The following is a 17,164-nucleotide window of genomic DNA, read 5'->3' as shown; positions in this document are numbered from 1 at the left end:
CGTCGGGGCCTGCCTCCGCGCCGGCCCGGACCGGTGCCGGGACCGTCCGTCAGGCCGCGGCCGGGCCCGGGACCGCGATGCCGGCCAGCACCCGGCGCAGCACCCCGGCCACGGCGGCGTTCACCACGTCGGGCCGTTCCATCATCAGCATGTGACCCGCGCCGGGGCAGACGGTCAGCTCCGTGGTGGGCAGCGCCGCCGCGATCGACTCGGCGCAGGGCGGCGGCGTGAGCCGGTCCCGGTCACCGACCAGCGCGGCGGCCGGCAACCCGCCCAACGCGGCCAACGTCTCCAGCCGGTGCTGGGCGCCGATCGAGGCGCGGAACCCACCGATCGAGCGCAGCGTGGCGCGCGCCACCGCGGAGGTGACCAGCCGGATGTCCGCCGGGTCGCAGCGGTCGCCGAACAGCATCCAGCGGATGCTCGGCCGCAGCGCGCGCAGCAACGCGTACGGCGGACGCCAGCCGCCGCAGCGGGCCAGCACCCCGGCGCCGGTGGTCTCGGCCAGCCGGATCAGCCGGGCGATCCGGGGCGAGAGCCCGTAGACGGTGTGCGTGTGTCCCTCGGCGGTGGTCGAGACGAAGACCAGGCCGGCGGTGCGCGCGGCGAACCGGTCGGGGTGGCGGTGCGCGTACTCCATCACCGTCATGCCGCCCATCGAGTGCCCGACCAGCACCACCGGGCCGGACGCGGCGAACTCGTCGACCACCGCGGCCAGGTCGTCCCCGAGCTGGGCCAGCGTCGCGTCGCGCAGCGTCAGGCAGCTCGACCGGCCGTGACCGCGCGCGTCGTAGGCGACCACCCGGACCCGCTCGCCGAAGCGGTCCCGCAGGTCGGCGAGCTGCCGGTGCCAGCTCCGCCCGTCCAGCGTCCAGCCGTGCAGCATGATCACGGTGACGTCGGCGTCGGCCGGCCCCGTCACCGTGACGTGCAGCCGTACGTCGTCGGAAAGCCGCAGCTCCTGGTGCTCCGACATGGTCCACCTCCCCCGGGCCGCCCGGTGTCCGGCCACCGGGGCGTTACCCGGTGGTGACACCGGCGTTACCCGTCATGACACCACGGCAACCGGGCCGGTGAGAAGATTCGCCGTCCGCTCCCGTGCGGTCCGATCGGTGAGCAGGCTGGAGGCATGCCGTCCCCGCCCGCCGCCCGGACCCCCCGGGCCGCCCTGGCCGAGTTGCTCACCGGCAACCGCCGCTTCGTCAGCGGCCAACCGCTGCACGGGCACGACGTGACCGCCGCCGCGGCGGTGGCCTCCGGCGACCAGCAGCCCTACGCGGTGGTGCTGGGCTGCATCGACTCGCGGGTGCCGCTGGAAGCGATCTTCGACCAGACGTTCGGTTCGATCTGCGTGATCCGCACCGGCGCGCACGTGCTCGACCGCGCGGTCTGCGGCTCGATCGAGTACGTGGTGGGCCAGCTCGGCGTACGCCTGGTGATGGTGCTCGGCCACGAGCGCTGCGGCGCGGTGGGCTCGACCGTCGACGCGGTGCGCACCGGGCGGCGGCCCGGCGGCGCGCTGGGGTACGTGGTGGACCGGATCACCCCGGCGGTGCGGGAGGTCGGCGTGGCGGACCCGGCCGTCCACCCGCTGGCGATCCGCCGGCACGTGCGGCGCACGGTGGCCGCGCTGCGCGCCGACGACCTGCTCGCCGACCGGGTCGCCACCGGCGAACTGGCCGTGGTGGGCGCGCTCTACGACCTGGCCACCGGTGAGGTCACGCTGCTGCCGGCGGAAAAGGAGACACGGAACCGCCCGCCGGGGTGATCCCGGCGGGCGGTCGCGGTGGTGCGGGTGAGGGCGGCTCAGCCCTCGAAGACACCGGCCTCGACGAGACGCTTCTCGGTCGCGTCCCAGCCGTGGTTCGGGTAGGACGCGGCCAGGCCGTTGATCTCGGCGCGGATCTTGGCGGCGTGGCCGGCGGCGGCCAGCGTCCGGATCTCCTCGACGAAGGCGTCGGAGTCGGTGCGCAGGTGCGCGGTCTTGCCGTTGGTCAGGTTGCGCACGTAGGCGTGCTTGCCGCCGTTGAGCGGGATCAGGTACTTGAACTCGCCCAGCACGCTGAGGGCGCCACCCTGGCCAGCCTGGCCGGCCCGGACTGACGCGCGCGCGGTCTTAGAGGTGTTGCTCGCCACGGAGGTACTCCTTGCAGACGTACGGTGGGGACGGGAACCGTCCGGGGGCTGTGCGAGTGACGCCCGGGTTTGAGCGCCGGCCCGCGAAGTCGTGCGGCGGCACAGAACCGCCCAGAGAACTGTACACGAACGCGACGCCTGGCTGGTGGTCGCGCCGTCACCGGGACACAACCGGGTCGCCCACCCGGGTATTTCCGGCCGACCGACCGCGGCGAATTTTCCGATTCGCTGGCGCACCACCTGTCACAGCGGTCATCATGTGTGCCAGAGGCCACTCGCGTGACGAGGTCGTAGGGGAAGACGCACCTCGGCTCACCGGGAGGTCACCGTGCCAACGCGTGGCGTCGTATACGTCCACTCGACCCCGCTCGCCGTGTGCTCGCACGTCGAGTGGGCGATCGCGCGCGTCCTCGCCGCGCCGGTCAACCTGCACTGGACGGGGCAGCCCGTCGACCCCGGCGCGCGGCGCGCCGAGTGCGGCTGGACCGGCAGCCCGGGGACGGGCGCCGAGCTGGCCGCTGCCCTCCGGCAGTGGCCCATGATCCGTTTCGAGGTGACCGAGGAGCCCAGTCCCGGCGCCGACGGCGAGCGCTTCATGTACGTCCCCGGCCGGGGCCTGTTCCGGGCCACCGTCGGCGCGGCCGGCGACATCCAGCTCGGCGAGGACAGGCTGCGTACCCTGATGGCCGCCGCCCGCGCCCCGGAGGCGCTCGCGCACGCCCTCGACAAGGCGCTCGGCACCGCCTGGGACGCCGAGCTGGAGCCCTACCGGTACGCCGGCGACGGCGCGCCGGTGACGCTGCTCACCCGGGTGGGGTGACGCCGGGCGAGTTGCCCCGATACGGTGGGGCCCGTGTCGATTCCTTCGCGACGCTCCGCCGTCGCGCTCGCCGCACTGACCGCGCTGGTCCTCACCGGCTGCTCGGACGGGCCGGACCGGCCCCGGCCGACGCCGTCGACAGCGACGCCGTCGGCGGGCGCGAGCGCGTCGGGGTCCACCGACCCGACCGCCGCCGATCCCGCCGCCCGGGCCGCCGCGCTCGTCGCCACGCTCTCCGACGAGGACCTGGTCGGCCAGGTGCTGATGCCGTACGCGTACGGCAGCTCGGCCACCCAGGTCTCCGCCGGCTCGGCCGCCGGCAACCGGGCGCTGGCCGGTGTCGACACCCCCGCCGAGATGGTGGCGAAGTACCGCCTCGGCGGCGTGATCCTGGTCGGCTTCAGCGCCGACGACCCGACCTCGGGCAACCAGGAGACCACCAACGTCGACAACCCCAAGCAGGTCCGCGCGCTGACCGACGGGCTGCGCGACGCCGCCGGCAAGCTGCCCGCCGGCGCCGCGCCCTTCCTGGTCGGCACCGACCAGGAGTACGGCGTGGTCACCCGGATCACCGACGGGGTGACCCAACTGCCCAGCCCGCTCGCCGCCGGCGCGGCCGGCAACCCGGCGCTGACCGAGGCCGCCTGGCGGGCCGCCGGCGCCGAACTGGCCGCGATGGGGATCAACCTGGACTTCGCGCCGGTCGCCGACGTGCTGGCCACCCGCAGCACGGTGATCGGCTCCCGGTCCTTCGGCGCCACCCCGGCCACCGCGTCACCCCAGGTGGCCGGCGCGGTCCGCGGCCTCCAGGCCGAGGGCGTCGGCGCGGCGGTCAAGCACTTCCCCGGGCACGGCCTGAGCGCCGCCGACTCACACACCGAACTTCCGGTGGTCGGGCAGTCCCGGGCCGTGCTGGAGCGCACCGCGTTCCCGCCGTTCCGCGCCGGGATCGACGCCGGCGCCATGGCGGTGATGTCCGCCCACCTGAACGTCACGGCGGTCGACCCGGGCACCCCGGCCACGTTCTCCCGCAAGCTGCTCACCGACGTGCTCCGCGGTCAGCTCGGCTTCCAGGGGGTGGTGATCACCGACGGGATGAACATGGCGCCGGCGAAGAAGTGGTCGCCCGGCGAGGCGGCGGTCCGCGCGCTCAACGCCGGCAACGACCTCATCCTGATGACGCCGAACGTGGGCCAGGCGTACGACGGGCTGCGCGCCGCGCTGACCGACGGCTCGCTGCCCCGCACCCGCCTGGTCGAGGCGGTCACCCGGGTGCTCACCATGAAGTTCCGGCTGGCCGGGCACCCGCAGCCGGCGCTGTCGACGCTGGACGGCCCCGAGCACCGCAAGGCCGCCGCCGACCTGGCCGCCGCCGCGGTGACCGTGCTGCGCGGCACGTGCGGCGGTGCGGTGACCGGACCGGTCCGGGTCACCTCCTCCGGTGGGCGGGACCGCACCCGGGCCCTGCTGACCGAGGCGCTCACCGCCGCCGGTGTCAAGGTGGTGTCCTCCGGCGGCACCGTCGTGCACCTCGTCGGGTACGGCGACGGCACGAAGGACCTGAACGCCGACGCGGCGGTGACGGTGGCGATGGACACCCCGTACGTGCTGGCCGGGGCGAAGTCGCCGACGGTGCTGGCGACCTACTCGTCCACCCGGGCCTCGATGACCGCGTTGGCCGCGGTGCTCGCCGGCAAGGCCCGCCCCACCGGCCGCGCCCCCGTCCCGGTCCCCGGCCTGCCCGCCACCACCTGCTCGTAAGGAGGGGCCCCCGCTTAACGCTTCCGGTATAGGAAGGGCCCCTTCTTAACACTCACGTGTTAAGAAGGGGCCCTTCCTTGCACACCATGGTTCAGGGGCGGGTGAAGACCAGCGCCACGTTGTGCCCGCCGAAGCCGAACGCGTTGTTCAGCGCGGCCGGGATCTCCAGGTGCCGGGCCTTGTGCGCGGCCACCTCGAGGCTGAGGCCGTCGTCCGGGTCGTCCAGGTTGACCGTGGGCGGCACGACCCCGTCCCGGATGGCCAGGATGGTGGCGATCGACTCCAACGCGCCGGCCGCGCCGAGCAGGTGCCCGGTCATCGACTTGGTGGCGGTGAGCAGCGGGTGGTCGCCGATCGCCTCGCGCAGCGCGCCGATCTCCAGCATGTCGCCGACCGGCGTGGAGGTGGCGTGCGCGTTGACGTGCACGATGTCCCGTCCGGCCATGTCCGCGTCGGCGAGCGCCCGGGTGATGGCCCGGATCGCGCCCTCGCCCTCCGGGTGCGGCTGCACCATGTCGTACGCGTCGGAGGTGACCCCGGCGCCGGCCAGGCGCGCGTAGACGCGGGCGCCGCGGGCGGCGGCGTGGTCGGCGCGCTCCAGCACCAGCACGCCCGCGCCCTCGCCGAGCACGAAGCCGTCCCGGGCCTTGTCCCACGGTCGGGACGCCTTCTCCGGCTCGTCGTTGCGGGTCGACATGGCCCGCATCGAGGCGAAGCCGGCGATCGGCAGCGGATGGATGACCGCCTCGGTGCCGCCGACCACCACCACGTCGGCGCGGCCGGCGCGGATGATGTCCAGCCCCAGCGAGATCGCCTCCGCGCCGGTCGCGCAGGCGCTGGCCACCGAGTGCACCCCGGCCTTGGCGCCCAGTTCCAACCCGACCCAGGCGGCCGGGCCGTTCGGCATCAGCATCGGCACCGTGTGCGGGGAGACCCGTCGCGGTCCGGACGCCTCCAGGATGTCGTCCTGGGCGAGCAGGGTGGTGGCGCCGCCGATGCCCGAGCCGACGCTGACGGCCAGCCGTTCCGGGTCCGGCCCGGCATCGGCCAGCCCGGCGTCCGCCCAGGCCTCCCGGGCGGCGATGAGGGCGATCGCCTGGGAGCGGTCCAGCCGGCGCAGCTTCACGCGGTCCAGCACCTCGGCCGGGTCCACCGCCAGTTGGGCGGCGATCCGGACGGGCAGTTGCCCGGCCCACTCCTGGGTGAGCGCACTCACCCCGGAGCGGCCGGTCAGCATGGCGTCCCAGGTCGACGCGACGTCCCCGCCGAGCGGGGTCGTCGCGCCGAGCCCGGTGACGACGACGTCGGGGCGACTCATGATCAGGACTGCGCCTCGATGTAGCTGACCGCGTCCCCGACGGTCTTCAGGTTCTGCACCTCGTTGTCCGGGATCTTGACGCCGAACTTCTCCTCGGCCGCCACCACGACCTCCACCATGGAGAGCGAGTCGACGTCGAGGTCGTCGGTGAAGGACTTCCCCTCGGCCACGTCGTCCGGGCTCACCCCGGCAACCTCTTCGAGGATCTCGGCGAGGCCGGCGGTGATCTCGTCACGGGTCATTGCGGTTGGTTCCTCTCATCGGGGTTTCTCGGCGGCCGGCGACGCCGGTCACCGCACCTGGAGCGCGTTCGCGCCCGAGGGGGTCATCAGGGGCAGCGCACGACCTGACCGGCGTAGGTCAGGCCGCCGCCGAAGCCGAACAGCAGCACCGGGGCGCCCGCGGGCACCTCGCGTCGCTCGACCATCTTCGACAGGGCCAGCGGAATGCTCGCCGCCGACGTGTTGCCGGACTCGACGATGTCCTTGGCGATGATCGCGTCCGGGATGTTCAGCCGCTTGGCGATGCCGTCGATGATCCGCGCGTTGGCCTGGTGCGGCACGAACGCGGCCAGCTCCGACGGGGCCACCCCGGCCCGCTCGCAGGCCTGGAGCGCCAGCGGGGCCAGCGCGGTGGTGGCCCAGCGGAACACCGACTGCCCCTCCTGCGCGATGTACGGACGCCAGCCCTCGATCCGCACCGCGTCGCTCTTCTCCGGCGCGGAGCCCCACACCACCGGCCCGATCCCGGTCGGCTCGTCGTCGGCGGTCGCGGTGACCACCGCCGCGCCGGCCCCGTCGCCGAAGATGATGCAGGTCGACCGGTCGGTCCAGTCGGTCACGTCGGAGAGCTTCTCCGCGCCGATCACCAGCGCGTTGCGCGCCGCGCCGGCCCGGATCGCGTGGTCCACCGTGCCGAGCGCGTACGCGAAACCGGAGCAGGCGGTGTTGAGGTCGTACGCCGCCGGCGCGTTGATGCCCAGCTTCGCCGCGACCCGGCAGGCCACGTTCGGGCTGCGGTCCACCGACGTGCAGGTCGCCACCACGACGAGGTCGATGTCGGCGGCGGTGAGGCCGGAGCTGGCCAGCGCCTTGCCGGCGGCGGCGGTGGCCATGTCGGCCACGGTCTCCTCGCCGGCGATCCGCCGGGTGGCGATGCCGACCCGGTCCCGGATCCACTCGTCGTTGGTGTCGACGAACTGTGCGAGCTCGTCGTTGGTGACCACGCGGGAGGGCTGGTAGTGCCCCATCGCGGCGATCCGGCTGCCGGCCATTTAGTGCGATCCTCCGATGCGGACGAGGGGCTGGCCCGGGGCGACCGGGTCGTCGTGGTGCGCGAGCCACTCGGTGAGCAGCCCGCTGTCGTGCGCGGTCACCTCGACCCGCCCCTGCCGGGCGGCGACGTGGCCGACGACCTGGCCGGCGTGCACACCGGCGCCCTCGGTCAGCTCGGTCACCGGCGTGAAGACACCGGCGGCGGGGGAGACCACCACCCGGAAACCGGACGCCGACGGGCGGGCGACGTCGCCACCGCCGTGCCGGGCGATCAGGCTCCGCGCGGCGGGCAGGTCGTCGGGCGTGTTCAGGGTGACGATCTCCGGTGCCCCGTCCCCCTTGAGCTCCCGCTTGACCAGACCGGCCAGCGTGCCGGCCGGCGGCAGTTCGACCACGCCGGTGACGCCGAGGTCGACCAGGGTGCGCATGCACAGGTCCCAGCGGACCGGGGCGGTCACCTGCCGGACCAGCCGCTGCACCGCCTCCCGGCCGTACCCGACCGGGGCGCCGTCGAGGTTGGACAGCAGAACGCGGGCCGGGTCGGCCACGGTAACGCCGCCGGCCACGCCGGCCAGCGCGGTCTCGGCCGGGGCCATGTACGGGGTGTGGAACGCGCCGGCCACCTTGAGCCGGATCACCCGCGCCCGGGTCGGCGGTTCGACGGCGAGCTTCTCCAGCCCGGCGATCGCGCCGGCGGCGACGATCTGGCCGGCGCCGTTGCGGTTGGCCGGGTGCAGGCCGTGCGTCTCCAGTGCGGCGAGCACCTCGTCCGGGTCGCCGCCGAGCACGGCGGCCATCCCGGTCGGCTCCAGCGCGCAGGCGGCGGCCATCTCCCGGCCGCGTAAGCCGGCGAGCGTCACGGCCGCCTCGGCGGGCAGCACGCCGGCCAGCGCGGCGGCGCCCAGCTCGCCGACGCTGTGCCCGGCGACCACCCGGACGTCGTGCATCGGCAGGTGCTCGGCGGCGAGCAGCGCGGCGGCCACCAGCAGCGGCTGGGTGCGGGCGGTGTCCCTGATCTCGTCCGCGTCCGCCTCGGTGCCGAGGTGGATCAGGTCGACCCCGGCCAGCGCCGACCACCAGCGCAGGCGCGCCTCGGCGCCGGCGAGGTCGAGCCATGGGTTCAGGAAACCGGGCTTCTGTGAACCCTGTCCGGGGGAGAGTACGGCGAGCACGTGTACGACTCTGACGGATACTCGCGGGTCGCGCTGTAACGCACGGCACCAAACCGCACTAGAAGCTTTAGAGGAAACCTACAAAGATCGGCGCCGGTCGTCGCCGCTCTGGGCCACTTTCCGACCGGCTGGGCTCGCTGTCTGGTTCGGGACCGGCGTGACGGCCGGGACCACCGGGTCGAGCCGACCGACTGTCAACGCGACCTGGAGCGCGAAGGCGTCCCGCGGGGCGAGCGGCGAGAAGCCGGTCACCTCGGCGATCCGCTTCAGTCGGTAACGCACCGTGTTCGGGTGCACGAACAGCGCCCGCGCCGCGCTCTCCAGCGTGCCGCCGGCGGCGAAGAAGGCGTCGAGCGTCTCCAGCAGTTCGCCGCCGCCGGCGCGGGCCAGCGCCGCGTACACGTCGTGGCGCAGCCGGCGGCGCGCCTCGGTGTCGCCGGCCAGCGCCCGCTCGGGCAGCAGTTCGCCGGCGGCGACCGGGCACGGCGCGGTCGGCCAGGCCGGCGCGGCCCGGAACCCGGCGAGCGCCGCCCGCGCGGACTCGGTCGCCTCGTCGAGGCTGGGCACCGCCGGACCGACCACCACCGGCCCGTCGCCGAACGCGGTACGCAGCTTCCCGGCGGCCGCCAGCGGATCGGCCGCCCCGCCCAGCACGATCACCAGGCGGTCGCCGTGCACGCCGCCGATCACCTCGACGCCGATCCGGCGGGCCTGCCGGTAGACGGTGTGCAGGACGGCCGACACCTCCCCGCCGGGGGAGCGGCCCACCGCCACCGCCACCGGCGGCGCGTCCGACCAGCCCAGCGCGGCGGCGCGGCTGGCCAGCACGTCCGGCGAGTCGCCGCGCAGCAGCGCGTCCACCAGCAGGGCCTGCAACCGGGCGTCCCAGGAGCCCCGGGTCTCGGCGGCCCGGGCGTACACCCGGGCGGCGGCGAACGCGATCTCGCGGGAGAACCGCAGCACCGCCTCCCGCAACGACTGTTCCTCGCCCGGCACGGCCAGCTCGGACACCTGCTCCTCGACGACCTCGATGGTCACCTTGATCAGCGCCACGGTCTGCTGGAGGCTGATCGAGCGGGCGAGCGCCACCGGCGCGGCGGCGAAGACCTCGTCCGACACCTCCTGGGTGCGGTCGGTCGCGCCGCCGCCCTGGCGCAGCCACTGCACCAGGGACCGCACGCCGGCCTGGGCCACCAGCATCACCCAGGAACGCTGGTCGGCGGGCAGCTCGCGGAACCACAGCAGACTCTCGTCCATCCGGGCCACGCTGGCGGTGGCCAGGCTTCCCGCGGCCCGCTCGATGCGGCGCAGCGTGGCCGACGTCTCGGTACCGCCCGGTTCACTCACCGCACCAGCCTGACACGGCCTGACCAGCGGATCCACTCCGAGTCCGCGGCGGCGCCGCCGACGGGTGATCTCCACCGGTACGCGCTGACGATCTCGTCGGGCCGGGCCAGTACGGTGTCAGAGCGCGTCGGGGCGTTCCGTCCGACGGGCGAGGGCGAAGGGTGAGGGGGACCGGGATGGCGCACGGGGAGGCCGAACACGGCTGCGCCCAGCACGAGCACTGCCGGCCGGGCCACGACCAGCCGCGCCGGGCGGGGCTGACCCATCCGGGTGAGCCGGCGGCCGGGCGGTCGCCGGAGCGCGCCGACGACGAGTCGGCGGCGCCGCGTCAGCGGGTCGTCGAGCCGGCCGGTCCCACGGTCGACCCGGCGTCGACCCAGGGCTGCCGCAGCGACCAGGCCGGCTGGGCGGGTGGCCACCGGCACGGCGCGGTGCGCCCCGGCAACCGCACGAGCCGCCGGGAACGGCCGCCGCGCCGCTGGTGCTGACCACGCGGGGCCCGTCCGGCGGTTAGCGTGGGTGGGGTGAAGGCGATGGCGATCGACGAGTACGGCCCGGCCGACCTGCTCACCGTTCGTGAGCTGCCCACCCCGCCGGTCGGACCGGACACGGTCCTGGTGCGGGTGCGGGCCGCCGGGGTCAACCCGGTCGACTGGAAGGTCCGGGCGGGGCACCTGGCCGGCGCGTTCCCGACCCACTTCCCGCTGGTGCCGGGGTGGGACGCCGCCGGCGTGGTGGAGGCGGTCGGTCCGGCGGTGTCCGGGTTCGCCGTCGGCGACGAGGTGATCGGCTACGTCCGCCGCGACGACGTGCAGCACGGCACGTACGCGGAACTGGTCCCGGCCCCGGAGCGGTGCCTGGCCGACAAGCCGGTACGGGCGTCCTGGCCGGAGGCGGCTGGTCTGCCGCTGGCCGGGCTCACCGCCTACCAGGCGTTGCAGCTCGCCCGCACCGGCGCCGGTGACACCGTGCTGGTGCACGGCGCGGCCGGCGGGGTGGGACACCTCGCGGTGCAGGTGGCCCGCGCGCTCGGCGCCGACCGGGTGATCGGCACGGCGAGCGAGGCGAACCACGACTTCGTCCGGTCGCTGGGCGCGGAACCGGTCAGCTACGGCGACGGCCTGCCGGACCGGGTCCGCGCGGTCGCGCCGGACGGCGTCGACGTGGTGCTGGACCTGTTCGGGGGCGACGCGCTGGACGCCTCCGCCGAGCTGATCGGCCGGCCGGGGCGGCTGGTCTCCACCGCCGACCCGGAGCACGTGACCCGCCTCGGCGGCGCGTACGTCTTCGTCAAGCCGTCCTCGGCCGACCTGGGGGCGCTCGCCGGGCTGGTCGACGCCGGCCGGCTCACCGTGCACGTGGCCCGGACGTTCCCGCTCACCGGGGCCGCCGAGGCGCAGCGGTTGGTGGAGGCGGGGCACGTCCGGGGCAAGGTCGTGCTGACCGTCTGAGCGGGGCTCAGCGGGTGCGGCGGCGCACCAGGAGCGCGATGCCGGCCAGCCCGACGGTGATGACCAGCACCACGCCGATGTTGAGCAGCAGCAGCCGCTGCAACTCGCCGAGCGCGGTGTCGAGGCCCCCCGCCGGGTCGAGCGCCTCCTCCGGCAGGACGCGGTCGCCGCCGCCGATGCCGCCGGAGAGCGTGTCGAACCGGGGCGCCAGCGGCACCCCGACGGCACGCAGCGTCTCGGACATGTTGAGGCGCCCGAAGAACCAGCCGGCCCGGGGGTGGCTCAGGTCGGGCTGCTTGGCCGGCCGGTAGACCCGGGGGCCGCCCTTGGCCAGCGGGAACAGGTCGTAGGTGTGCTGCGGGCTGCCGGCGGCGAGCACCACCACCGTGTACTTCGGACCGAGGTCCTTGGCCGCCGGCCCGCGGAGCTGACCGGTCGTCCCCAGCCACTTGACCTGGTCGACGATCATGGTGACCTCGGCGGGTTTGGTGTCGGCCCGCAACTGCAACGGCTGGTCGAGCTGGTCGCCGGTGATGTCCACCCCGGCGGGGGCGAGCTTCGGCTTCGGCGCGGCCTGGGCCGCCGTCGTGCCGGTGAGGGCCAGCGTGCACGCCAGCACCGCCGCCCCGGCCACGACGGTCAGCAGCCGCCTCACCTTCCGGACCATCGCCGCCTCCTCGCCCCGTTCGATGGCTGGCTTCCGCTGCGGGTCACACTGGACCCGCCCACCCAAAAGACTCCGCAGAACGTCGCGTGGTTGCAGTAGGTGGAAGAGTATTTGGAACTATCTGCGAGCTGAGACCGACCAATGAACGGTCGAAGATCAGCGGCCGGATCCTACCCGGACGGAGGGGCTCATGGGGGGCAGGGTTGCCCGTACGACACGTACCTGGCTGGCGGTGCTCGGGCTGGCGGCGGGGGTGTCGCTGCTGTTGCCGGCCGCGCCGGCCGCCGCACACAACTCGTTGACCGGCAGCGCCCCGGCCAACGGGGCCCGCGTGGCCGCCGCGCCGAAGCGCATCGAACTGCGGTTCCTGGCCACACCGAAGGAGGCCGGCACGACGGTCACCGTCACCGGGCCGGACAACGTGGTCGCCGCGGGCGGACCGCCGACCTTCTCCGGGAAGCGGGTGAGCGTGCCGTTCAAGCCCGCCGCGGCCGGGCTCTACATCGTGGCCTACCAGCTCGCGTCCGACGACGGGCATCCGATCAAGGGGGAGATCCGGTTCACGCTGACCACCGGCACCCCGGCCGAGACGCCGTCGACGCCCACCAGCACCGCACCGACGACCGCGCCGCCGCCCACGAGCGCCGCGCCGTCGCCGGCGAGCCCGACGCCCGCAGCCGCCGCCGGGGACGACGACGGGGGTACGGGTTGGCTCTGGGCGGCCGGCGCGGTCGTGGTGCTGGCCGCGTTGGGCGGGGGCCTGCTGCTGCGTCGCCGCGCCGCCCGCGGCTGACCGGGCCGGGCACTCGACGGCAGGTCGGGCCGGGGCACTCGACGGCAGGCCGGATCCGCGGCGGGCGTCCGCTCGCCCGGTCACCGTGCGTGACGGGACGGGAGGGACCTCTACCGCGTCTCGTCATGCCTCCTGGTCATAAATATGACCAGGAGGCATGACGCCCGAAAGGGCAACGTTTCCGGCGCGCGACACGCCCGGACGACACGCCCGGGCGTCACCCGCGGGCTCAGACCAGGCGTACCCGGGCGGCGCGCAGCCGGGCCAGCGTACGGTCACGGCCGAGCACCTCGAGCGACTCGAACAGCGGCAGCCCGACGGTGCGGCCGGTGACCGCCACCCGGACCGGCGCCTGCGCCTTGCCCAGCTTCAGCCCGCGCTGGGCGCCGACCGCCTCCAGCGTGGCCTTCAGCGACTCGGCGTCCCAGCTCTCCAGCGTGTCGAACGCGGCGATCGCGGCGTCCAGCAGTTCGGCGGCGCCCTCCTTCATCGCCTTCGCCCAGGCCGCCTCGTCGATCAGCGGGTCGGCCAGGAAGAGGAAGTCGACGTTCGGCACGATCTCGCTGAGCACCGCGATCCGGGTCTGCGCCAGCGGGGCCACCGCGGCGAACGCGGCCGGGTCGAACTCGGCCGGCTGCCACGGCGGCGGGGCGATCGTGTCGGTGCCGGTGAGCCACGGCTGGCACGCGGCGACGAACTCCGCCACCGGCAGGGCCCGGATGTACTCCCCGTTGAAGGCGCGCAGCTTCTTCTCGTCGAAGAAGGCCGGAGAGGGGTTGACCTCGTCGAGCCGGAACTCGTCCTCGATCACCGACCAGGGCACGATCTCCCGGTCACCCGACGGCGCCCAGCCGAGCAGCATCAGGTAGTTACGCATCGCGTCGGCGAGGTAGCCCTCGTCCCGGTACGCCTCCAGGGCGACCTTGTCCCGCCGCTTGGACAGCTTCTGCCGCTTCTCGTTGACCACCACCGGCACGTGCGCCCAGACCGGCGGCTTGACGCCGAGCGCGTCCCAGAGCAGCTGCTGCTTCGGGGTGTTCGGCAGGTGCTCCTCGGCCCGGATCACGTGGGTGATCCCCATGGTCATGTCGTCGACCACGTTGGCCAGCAGGAAGACCGGCGAGCCGTCGCCCCGGGCGATGACGAAGTCCTCGATCAGCTTGTTCTCGAACGTCGGCTCGCCCCGGATCAGGTCGACCACCACGGTCTCGCCCTCGTCCGGGGTGCGGAAGCGCAGCGCCCGGCCCTCGCCGGCGGACAGGCCCCGGTCGCGGCAGAAGCCGTCGTAGCCCCGGTGCTGCGAGCCGGTACGCGCCTGCACGTCGTCGCGGGTGCAGTCGCAGTAGTACGCCCGACCGGCCTCGTGCAGCCGCTGCGCGGCGGCGCGGTGCTCGCCCGCGTACGAGGACTGGAAGTAGGGGCCCTCGTAGCTGCCGCGGGTGATGCCGATCCAGTCGAGCGCGGAGAGGATGCCCTCGGTCCACTCGGGCCGGTTGCGGGCCGCGTCGGTGTCCTCGACGCGGAGCACGAACACCCCGCCCTGCTGCTTGGCGAAGATCCAGTTCTGCAACGCCGAGCGGGCGCCGCCGACGTGGAACATTCCGGTCGGGGAGGGGGCGAAGCGTACACGTACCGTCACGTCCCCCAGCCTACGGCGGGCCGCGACCGCTTTCCGGCAGGGGGCCCGGTCAGGGCACCGCCCTGATCTTCACGACGAGCGCGCTGCCGAGCAGCGTGACGGCGGCGGTCACCGCGTAGAGCGTCGGGTAGCCGCCCAGGTGCACCACGATCGGGGCGGAGACCGCCGGCCCCAGCACCTGCGGCGCGGAGTTGGCAATGTTGATCACTCCGAGGTCCTTGGCCCGGTCGGTGGCGGCCGGCAGCACCTGGGTGATCAACGCGGCGTCCACCGCCAGGTAGACGCCGTAACCGGCGCCGAGCAGCAGCGCGGCGACGATCGCCATCGACCAGACCGGCGCCACCGCGAGCAACGTCGCCGCCACCGCCATGATCAGCCCGGACACGATCACGAAGACCTTGCGCCGGCCGGAGCGGTCGGAGAGCCGCCCGGCCACCACGGCGGTGAGCATCATGCCCACCGTGTAGAGCAGGATCAGCACCAGCAGCGAGCCCTCGGGGTCGGCCACCCGTACCCCGTCGGTGAGGAAGTAGAGCAGGTAGAGCGTGCCGAGCGCGTTGCCCAACTGCACCAGGAACCGGGTGAACCAGGCCCAGGCGAAGTCGGGGTGGCGACGCGGGCTGATCCACATCGAGGCGAGCAGGGCGCGCGCCCGCAACGGCGACCGGTGCTCCCGGGGCAGTGGGTCGTCCTGGGTGAGCAGCGCGAACGGCAGCGACAGCAGCAGCACCGCGAGCGCGATCGCCGCGTACCCGGCGGCGTTGCCGGTGACCACGGCGGTGACCAGCACCGCGCCGAGCACCAGGCCCAGCGCCTGCGGGATGCCCACCCAGCCGGAGACGCCGCCGCGCTGCGCCACCGGCACCCGGTCCGGGATCGCGGCGGTGAGGCTGGCCAGCATGGCGTTGAAACAGACCTGCGCGGCCACCCAGGCCACCGCCACGCCGGCGATGCTGTCCTGCCGGGCCAGCAGCACCAGGAAGGCCGCGCCGACCACCGCGCCGGTCGCGGTCCAGACGTGCCGGCGGCCGAAGTGCCGGTTGGCCAACCGCAGCGAGGTACGGTCCGACAGCGCCCCGGCCAGCGGGTTGGCCAGCACCGCGGCGAGCGCGCCGAGGCCGGTGACCACCGCCAGCATGGCCTCCTTGTCGCCCGGCGCGATGCGTTCCACCTGCTGCGGCAGCAGCACCTGGATCGGCGTGAAGAACGCCATCCAGACGCCCAGGTTGGCGGCGAAGATCAGCGCGATCCAGCTCCGCCGGACCGGCACGGTCGGCTCGGCGAGCGCCGCCGGCAGCGAGGCCGGCGTCGGGTTCACGGTGGTCATCGCCGGACCAGGTCCCGGAACCAGGCGTACGACGACTTCGGGGTACGCCGCTGCGTGGGGTAGTCGACGTGCACCAGCCCGAACCGCTTGGTGAACCCCTCGGCCCACTCCCAGTTGTCCAGCAGCGACCAGACGAAGTACCCGGTCACCGGCACCCCGGCGGTGATCGCCTCGTGCACCGCGCGCACGTGCCCGTCCAGGTACGCGATCCGTTCCGGGTCGTCCACCCGGCCCTGTGCGTCCGGCACGTCGTCGTACGCGCAGCCGCTCTCGGTGACCTGGACCGGCGGCAACGCGTCGCCGTACCGGTCGTGGAGCTGGAGCAGCAGCTCGCGCAGCCCGTCCGGGGCCACCGGCCAGTCGAACGCGGTGCGCGGGTACCCGTCCAGCGGCACCATCTCGAACGGCAGCGGCGAGCCCTCCTCGGGCGCCCGGATGCCGGTCGGGTTGTAGTAGTTCACGCCGAGCACGTCGATCGGGGCGGCCAGCACGTCCAGGTCGCCGTCGTGGACCACGGCCGGGTCGAGGCCGGGCGCGTCGGGGTAGCCGCGGCCGAGCAGCGGGTCGGTGAAGAGCCGGTTGTGCAGCGCGTCGTACGCCTGCGCGGCGGCCCGGTCGGCGTCGGTGTCCCCGACCTGCCGCACCGGCGAGTAGTTGTTGGCGATCGCCACCGGGCTCGCGGTGCGGGCGCGCAGCGCGGCCACCGCCAGGCCGTGCCCGAGGAGCTGGTGGTGGGCCGCCGGGAAGGCGTCGAAGAGCAGCATCCGGCCGGGCGCGTGGGTGCCGATGCCGTGCCCGAGGCTCATGTGGATGAACGGCTCGTTGAGCGTGATCCAGAGTTTCACCCGGTCGCCGAGGCGGGCCGCGGTCAGGTCGGCGTACTCGGCGAAGCGGGCGGCGGTGTCCCGGTTCAGCCAGCCACCCGCGTCCTCCAGCGCCTGCGGCAGGTCCCAGTGGAAGAGCGTGGCGACCGGGTCGACGCCGGCGGCGAGCAGGCCGTCCACCAGCCGGTCGTAGAAGTCCAGCCCGGCCGCGTGCGCCGGGCCGGCGCCGGTGGGCTGGACGCGGGGCCAGGCGACCGAGAACCGGTACGCGGACACGCCCAGCCCGGCCAGCAGCGCGGTGTCCTCGGCGTGCCGGTGGTAGTGGTCGCACGCCTCGTCACCGGTGCTGCCGTCGACGATCCGGCCCGGCTCGTGGGCGAACGTGTCCCAGATGGACGGTCCCCGGCCGTCGACCGTGGTCGCGCCCTCGATCTGGTACGCGGAGGTGGACACCCCCCAGCGGAAGCTGGCGGGGAAGTCGGGCATCGGCGCGGTCGTCAATTCGCCCTCCCAATACGTGAAGCGTGTTCGCGACTCTAGGGCTCGGGAGAACGCCACGCCATAGGCCGGGACGGCTGGTGACGCCAGGGGCGTTTCGGCGTGTCTTCGCCAATCCCGTCCATTTAAGTCCGATT

At 74.3% G+C, this 17,164-nt stretch carries 17 protein-coding genes; 6 read left to right on the top strand and 11 right to left on the bottom strand.

The genetic code is table 11. The features are described from left to right. Window positions 1-49: 49 nt before the first annotated feature. Complete coding sequence (locus ACZ6O5_RS20715; RefSeq protein WP_465979277.1) at window positions 50-976, bottom strand: alpha/beta fold hydrolase; 927 nt, start codon at window positions 974-976, stop codon at window positions 50-52. Window positions 977-1,129: 153 nt separating this feature from the next. Between ACZ6O5_RS20715 and ACZ6O5_RS20710 the strand changes: the two genes are divergently transcribed. After that, the gene (locus tag ACZ6O5_RS20710; protein ID WP_465979275.1) at window positions 1,130-1,768 is read left to right on the top strand and encodes a carbonic anhydrase; all 639 of its coding nucleotides are present in this window, start codon (window positions 1,130-1,132) and stop codon (window positions 1,766-1,768) included. A gap of 38 nt (window positions 1,769-1,806) precedes the next feature. Here the strand turns inward: ACZ6O5_RS20710 and ACZ6O5_RS20705 are convergent, their stop codons facing one another. Continuing rightward, window positions 1,807-2,136, bottom strand: a complete 330-nt coding sequence (locus ACZ6O5_RS20705) for a hypothetical protein (RefSeq protein ID WP_343445732.1) — start codon at window positions 2,134-2,136, stop codon at window positions 1,807-1,809. A 328-nt stretch (window positions 2,137-2,464) separates the two neighbouring features. Between ACZ6O5_RS20705 and ACZ6O5_RS20700 the strand changes: the two genes are divergently transcribed. Next, complete coding sequence (locus tag ACZ6O5_RS20700) at window positions 2,465-2,956, top strand: DUF3145 domain-containing protein (protein ID WP_107155828.1); 492 nt, start codon at window positions 2,465-2,467, stop codon at window positions 2,954-2,956. A 33-nt stretch (window positions 2,957-2,989) separates the two neighbouring features. Continuing rightward, the gene (locus tag ACZ6O5_RS20695; protein WP_465979272.1) at window positions 2,990-4,717 is read left to right on the top strand and encodes a glycoside hydrolase family 3 protein; all 1,728 of its coding nucleotides are present in this window, start codon (window positions 2,990-2,992) and stop codon (window positions 4,715-4,717) included. 91 nt (window positions 4,718-4,808) lie between these two features. Here the strand turns inward: ACZ6O5_RS20695 and fabF are convergent, their stop codons facing one another. From fabF to ACZ6O5_RS20670, 5 genes are all read right to left on the bottom strand, one after another. Continuing rightward, entirely contained in the window at window positions 4,809-6,035 is a 1,227-nt protein-coding gene (fabF, locus tag ACZ6O5_RS20690; protein ID WP_405090707.1) for a beta-ketoacyl-ACP synthase II, read from the bottom strand. Window positions 6,036-6,037: 2 nt separating this feature from the next. Further along, the gene (locus ACZ6O5_RS20685) at window positions 6,038-6,277 is read right to left on the bottom strand and encodes an acyl carrier protein (RefSeq protein ID WP_013735281.1); all 240 of its coding nucleotides are present in this window, start codon (window positions 6,275-6,277) and stop codon (window positions 6,038-6,040) included. An 86-nt stretch (window positions 6,278-6,363) separates the two neighbouring features. Continuing rightward, a complete protein-coding gene (locus ACZ6O5_RS20680; protein ID WP_405090706.1) occupies window positions 6,364-7,308 on the bottom strand; it encodes a beta-ketoacyl-ACP synthase III in 945 nt (314 codons plus the stop codon). Further along, window positions 7,309-8,481 (bottom strand): acyltransferase domain-containing protein, encoded by a 1,173-nt coding sequence (locus ACZ6O5_RS20675; RefSeq protein ID WP_465979269.1) that lies wholly within the window; start codon window positions 8,479-8,481, stop codon window positions 7,309-7,311. A 78-nt stretch (window positions 8,482-8,559) separates the two neighbouring features. Continuing rightward, window positions 8,560-9,864: a PucR family transcriptional regulator gene (locus ACZ6O5_RS20670; protein ID WP_465979267.1), complete on the bottom strand. Its 1,305-nt coding sequence runs from the start codon at window positions 9,862-9,864 to the stop codon at window positions 8,560-8,562. Window positions 9,865-10,004: 140 nt separating this feature from the next. Here ACZ6O5_RS20670 and ACZ6O5_RS20665 point away from each other — a divergent pair, with 140 nt between their 5' ends. Both ACZ6O5_RS20665 and ACZ6O5_RS20660 read left to right on the top strand, forming a co-directional pair. Then, the gene (locus tag ACZ6O5_RS20665) at window positions 10,005-10,316 is read left to right on the top strand and encodes a hypothetical protein (RefSeq protein ID WP_465979265.1); all 312 of its coding nucleotides are present in this window, start codon (window positions 10,005-10,007) and stop codon (window positions 10,314-10,316) included. Between the two features lie 45 nt (window positions 10,317-10,361). Continuing rightward, the gene (locus tag ACZ6O5_RS20660) at window positions 10,362-11,279 is read left to right on the top strand and encodes an NADP-dependent oxidoreductase (RefSeq protein WP_465979263.1); all 918 of its coding nucleotides are present in this window, start codon (window positions 10,362-10,364) and stop codon (window positions 11,277-11,279) included. Window positions 11,280-11,286: 7 nt separating this feature from the next. Here ACZ6O5_RS20660 and ACZ6O5_RS20655 read toward each other — a convergent pair whose 3' ends face one another. Continuing rightward, on the bottom strand, window positions 11,287-11,946 hold the full coding sequence (locus ACZ6O5_RS20655) for a hypothetical protein (protein WP_465979261.1): 660 nt from the start codon (window positions 11,944-11,946) through the stop codon (window positions 11,287-11,289). Window positions 11,947-12,136: 190 nt separating this feature from the next. Between ACZ6O5_RS20655 and ACZ6O5_RS20650 the strand changes: the two genes are divergently transcribed. Continuing rightward, window positions 12,137-12,739 (top strand): copper resistance CopC family protein, encoded by a 603-nt coding sequence (locus tag ACZ6O5_RS20650; protein WP_465979259.1) that lies wholly within the window; start codon window positions 12,137-12,139, stop codon window positions 12,737-12,739. A gap of 229 nt (window positions 12,740-12,968) precedes the next feature. Here ACZ6O5_RS20650 and gltX read toward each other — a convergent pair whose 3' ends face one another. The 3 genes from gltX to ACZ6O5_RS20635 are packed head-to-tail and all read right to left on the bottom strand — an operon-like array spanning window position 12,969 to window position 17,015. Further along, entirely contained in the window at window positions 12,969-14,378 is a 1,410-nt protein-coding gene (gene gltX / locus ACZ6O5_RS20645; protein ID WP_465979257.1) for a glutamate--tRNA ligase, read from the bottom strand. Between the two features lie 49 nt (window positions 14,379-14,427). Further along, window positions 14,428-15,705, bottom strand: coding sequence for an MFS transporter (locus ACZ6O5_RS20640; protein ID WP_465979255.1), 1,278 nt, complete (start codon window positions 15,703-15,705; stop codon window positions 14,428-14,430). Continuing rightward, the gene (locus ACZ6O5_RS20635) at window positions 15,702-17,015 is read right to left on the bottom strand and encodes a GH1 family beta-glucosidase (protein ID WP_465979253.1); all 1,314 of its coding nucleotides are present in this window, start codon (window positions 17,013-17,015) and stop codon (window positions 15,702-15,704) included. Before ACZ6O5_RS20635 ends, ACZ6O5_RS20640 begins: the two co-directional genes overlap by 4 nt. Between the last annotated feature and the right edge of the window lie 149 nt (window positions 17,016-17,164).

The sequence above is a fragment of the Micromonospora sp. NPDC049201 genome (assembly GCF_055586805.1).
The sequence above is the reverse complement of the archived record's forward strand: the minus strand, read 5'-3'. Positions and strand labels throughout refer to the sequence as shown.